The organism is Paraburkholderia sp. BR10141 (assembly GCF_056155635.1).
This window is the reverse complement of the sequence record NZ_JBMIQH010000091.1, coordinates 1-4,388: the sequence shown is the minus strand read 5'-3', so window position 1 is coordinate 4,388 and position 4,388 is coordinate 1. Positions and strand designations below refer to the sequence as shown.

Here is a 4,388-nt window from a genome sequence, read left to right as displayed (position 1 = left end):
TGCCTGTTGCGGGTGAAGACGCCGAAGCAGCGCTCGACGCGCGCGCACTCGAGGCGCTTGCCGCCTGGCGCGAGCGCTGGCACGCGGGGCGGGCCGGTAGTAATCGCAATGGCGAGGTGCCGCGTGCGCTCACGAGTCCCGCCGCGATCGCCCGCGCGAGCGCACGCGCGGCAGGCTTCGCGGGGGCAACGCCAGATTACGCGCTCGCCGAAACCGCCTTCGGTGCATGGCAAGGCCAGCGCCTGACGGATCTCGCGCGCGAAGCGCCCGAGGCCCTTGCGGCCTGGACGCGCGATCCGGGCTTTCGGCCGCCAGGCGGCGGCGAATCGTTCGACGATGTCCGCGCGCGCGTCAGCGCCTGGCTCGATGCGGTGCCCGACTCGGGGCACAACGTGGTCGCCTTCACGCACGCGAGCGTGATCCGGGCGGCGATTCTTCACGCGCTGGGCGCGCCGTCGGCGGGGTTTCGCTCGATCGAAATCGCGCCGCTTTCCGTGACGGCCCTACGCCGCACAGAGCACGGCTGGGTTTGGCTCGCGGCGATGAAGTGAGGACCGGAACGGCGCTACCGCCCTGCCCTCGCCGTCGCCGGCATTCTGGATCGGTAGCTAGAAGCGCTCTAGTCCAGCCCCAGCTGTGCCTTGATGGCCGGCATCATGTACTGCACGGCTGCGCGCCCTTCCTCGATGGCGGGCGCGGCGCGATGAAAGTCGAAAATCCCCATGCCGCCCAGGCGCGGCTGGATCAGCACGTCGGCGGGCTCGCCTGCCAGGCGGCTGCGCGTAATGCGCACCTGCATGATGTCGATGCTCTGGGCCACCGAGCTCAACACGGAAGGCGCACGCGTGCTAGGCGGCGGCGCCACGCGCACGTCCGGACCGCCAGCCGCGCCGGGGCCTGCAGGCTGCAGCCAGCGCGGAAAGCGCTTGCCATTGCGGCGCAGGAGCGGTTCGGGCCCCGCTTCGCTGTTTTCGGCACCATTGGCGCCGCCGCTGGCCGCCACGGCGGCCGATGCAGCCGTCGCCGCGTCGCTCGCCTCCACGGGCAGCTCGCGCGGCATCGTGTCGATCGCACCGCCCAGGTCGCGGCCGTTGAGAATGTCGTGATTGAGGTCGATGGCGATCACGGTGTCGGCGCGCATCGCACGCGCGGCGGATACCGGCACGGGGTTGCTCAGTCCGCCATCCACGAGCCACACGCCGTCATGCCAGATCGGCGTGAAGATGCCGGGAATCGCGATCGAAGCGCGCACGGCGTCCACCACGCCGCCTTCGCGCAGCCAGACTTCGCGTCCCGTGTCGAGTTCGGTGGCGACCGCCGTGAACGGCAGCCTCAGGTCATCGATCGAGCGGCCGTTGAACTGGTGCGCAAACAGGTCGATCACTTTGCGCCCGCCGAGCAGCCCGCCCGAAAAACGCAAGTCGAGCAGGCGCACCACGGTCTGCCAGGTCAGCTTGCCTACCCAGTCTTCAAGCCAGTCGAGATCGCCGTTCGCGTACACCGCGCCGACGAGCGCGCCAATCGACGTACCGCATACCACGTCGGGCTTGATGCCCGCTTCCTCGAGCGCGCGAATCGCGCCGATATGCGCCCAGCCGCGCGCAGCTCCACCGCCGAGCACGAGTCCGACACGCTTGGGCCGTCGCCGGTTCATCATGCGCGCCTCCTTGCGTGGCCCTAGGTCGACGGAGTCAACGCAGTCAGCGACCGCGGATCACGTCCGAGCGCGAGGTCGTCGTGACCCGCCCGTCCGGTCCGAAATGCACATTGAAATACGCTTCGGGCGTCACGCCCCCTTCCAGCCACTTCCAGCTCCACACCGTCTCCTTCTTCAAGCGGTAGCCGGCCACTTGCCCGGGTTTACCGAGCAATCGCCGGACCTCGTCCTCACTCATGCCGACGCGGATCTTCGCGAAGTTTTCCGCAGTAAGCGCCTGAGTAATGGCCACGAGCCGCCCGTTCGGACCGATGTCGACCATCCAGGTCTTGAGGCCCTGCGGGCCGCGCGGAAATTCGAGGCGGCGCGAGCCGTCGTCGAACACGCGCTCGGTCTCGGGCTTGCCCATTTGCTCGCGCACCTGCTCGAGCGTGGAAACGCCTGGCGTGAGGCCCTTGAGCAGCAGCGCGTCGGGCTTCACGGAATCGAAGAACGCCTTGAATCCCTGCCGGATGGTATCGAGCATGGCATCGAACTGGCGATCGTCGCAGCCGGAAAGCGTGAACGCCGCCGTGGCGGCGCACGCGAGCGCGAGCGAACGCGTGAGTGAAAACGTGGGCTTCATGTCCTTGCTAACGCATCAACATGGACTTGCGTCTACGCGCGCCGATCCGGCGCGCATCGACATGCCCACAATGTACCGTCAATGGACCTGATCGTGCTGCGAGTCCCGCTTCGGGGTGGGCGCGCCTGCGGACACGCTCGCCGCGGCGGGCAGCGCGTCACCAGTCTGCGCGGCGGGCTGCGCGCCGTGGCGCATGGTGCGACGCGTGCGAACGATTTCCGCAGCCTGCCACGAGAGCAGCGCGAGCACGCCGAACACCACTTCGCGCATGCGCTTGACGAGCGCGAGCGAGAACGCCACGTCCTGGCTCACGCCAAACAGCTGCGCGAGCAGCACCACGGCGACTTCCTGCACGCCGAGCCCGGCGGGCACCATGAAGGCGGCATGACGCACGGCCTGCGTGATGGCTTCGATGGCGAGTGCATCGCCCACCGTCACCGGATGGCCGAGCAGCGCGAGCGCCCACCACGTCTCGAACGCGCCGAGCATGTAGCCGGCGAGCTGCCAGAAGAAAGCGCGAAACATGAGGCCCGTGCGCGACATCAGCGCGTCGAGATCGGCGTCGAGCTGCTTGCCGTCGATGCCGAGCATGAGCGGATTGTCGGCGCCGAGCAGCTTCGCGGCCCAGCGTTCGATCGCATGGAAAACGCCGCCGCGACGCACCAGCAACACGGCGAGCACGGGCAGCGGCGCCGTGAGCACGAGCGCCAGTGCGATCGTGGCGATGGTGCGCAGCGAGCCGCCGGCGCCGGTCGCCGCAACGATCAGCACGACGCCGAGCGCCGAGAACGCGTATTGCACGGCAATCGTCACGAACACCTCGACGATCACCGAAGCCGTGACCTCGCTCGCATTGCGCACCTTCCAGCGCGCGAGACGAATGCCGACGAGTTCGCCGCCCACGCCGACCACGGGCAGCAGCCGGTTCACGGCCTCGCGTACGGTCGCGGTCCACCAGAGGAAGCTCAGCGGTGCGCGCTTGTCGAGCAGGAGGCGCCACGCATGCGCGTCGAGCAGGAGCGGCAGCGCGTGGAACGGCACGAGCCAGAGCAGCATGGGGCCTGCGGTGCCGATCACGCGCAGCACATCGTGCGCGCCGTTATGGACGACGAGACCGATCAGGATGGCGATCCCGGCGGGCAAGCCCAGCCATTGCAGCCACTTCATGACACCTGCACCTCGGGGCCGCGCGACGCAGCGGGATCGGAGCCCGAAGCCGCGCCGAAAAACACGTCGGTGAAGCCGCCCCGGCGCACGCCCGCTTGCGCGAGCGCTGCAGCCACGCGAGGCGAAATGAGCGCGCCGAATTCGTCGGCGTGGCGATACGTCTGCATCGACGGCGTGATGGGCCCTTCGTGCGCATCATCGGCGAGCGCCGGGTGGCAGTAGATCTCGCCTACGCCCTGCGCGGGCAGATGCGCGAGCGCGTCGAGCACGGCGGCCTCGTCCATTGCGCCCGTCTTCGCGATGCCGACCACGTAGTCGTTGTGCGCGACGCCCGCACGCGCGAGCCGCGCGCGCACGAGCGCGAGCCAGGGCTTGAGCGCGAACGGCGCGCCCGCCTCGAGCGGCAAACGCATCGCGCGCAAACCATAGTCGCGGCCGATCTCGAGAATCAACGCGAGCACCGTGGGATGCAGATGAAAATGCTTGTGCGTGTTCACGTGATCGAGCGCGAGCCCGGTCGCCGCGAACGCTTCGAACTGCGCGCGGATCTCCTTCGCGAGCTGCCTGCGCACGTGCGGCAGGAAGAAGAAGCGCACGCCGTCGCGGACCATGTTGTCGCCGAAACGCCCTTGCGCGTCGACGAGTGCGGGAATCTGCGCGCGCGGCAGCATGGCCGCACCGTCCGCCAGCACCAGATGCAGCCCGACGCGCAAACCCGGCGTGCGGCGCGCCCGTGCCACGGCGTCCGCCGCGGCGGGCGCGGCCACCATCAGGCTCGCGCAGTCGAGCACGCCCTCGCGATGCGCGCGCTCCACCGCCGCATTGACCCGCTCGTGCAGGCCGAAGTCGTCGGCGGTGAAGATGAGCGCGCGCGCATCGTGAGACGAGCGGTCCATCATGCCTCGTGTGCGCGCAGGAAGCGGAAGAACTCCACGCCTT

Annotated in this window: 5 protein-coding genes; 1 reads left to right on the top strand and 4 read right to left on the bottom strand. The window is 69.2% G+C overall.

What is annotated here, in order from left to right:
* The coding region (locus ACOJB8_RS40750) for a histidine phosphatase family protein (RefSeq protein ID WP_475017891.1) at window positions 1-551 on the top strand (551 nt) is incomplete at its 5' end.
* Window positions 552-619: 68 nt separating this feature from the next.
* Here the strand turns inward: ACOJB8_RS40750 and ACOJB8_RS40745 are convergent.
* The 4 genes from ACOJB8_RS40745 to hpnK all read right to left on the bottom strand — a co-directional run bounded on the left by ACOJB8_RS40745 (window position 620) and on the right by hpnK (window position 4,345).
* A complete protein-coding gene (locus tag ACOJB8_RS40745) occupies window positions 620-1,657 on the bottom strand; it encodes a patatin-like phospholipase family protein (RefSeq protein ID WP_069267920.1) in 1,038 nt (345 codons plus the stop codon).
* 43 nt (window positions 1,658-1,700) lie between these two features.
* Window positions 1,701-2,282, bottom strand: a complete 582-nt coding sequence (locus tag ACOJB8_RS40740) for a hypothetical protein (RefSeq protein ID WP_475017889.1) — start codon at window positions 2,280-2,282, stop codon at window positions 1,701-1,703.
* Window positions 2,283-2,360: 78 nt separating this feature from the next.
* The gene (locus ACOJB8_RS40735) at window positions 2,361-3,449 is read right to left on the bottom strand and encodes a lysylphosphatidylglycerol synthase domain-containing protein (protein WP_475017887.1); all 1,089 of its coding nucleotides are present in this window, start codon (window positions 3,447-3,449) and stop codon (window positions 2,361-2,363) included.
* Window positions 3,446-4,345: a hopanoid biosynthesis-associated protein HpnK gene (gene hpnK, locus ACOJB8_RS40730; protein ID WP_069267922.1), complete on the bottom strand. Its 900-nt coding sequence runs from the start codon at window positions 4,343-4,345 to the stop codon at window positions 3,446-3,448. The genes ACOJB8_RS40735 and hpnK overlap by 4 nt, the downstream gene beginning before the upstream one ends.
* Window positions 4,346-4,388 lie beyond the last annotated feature (43 nt).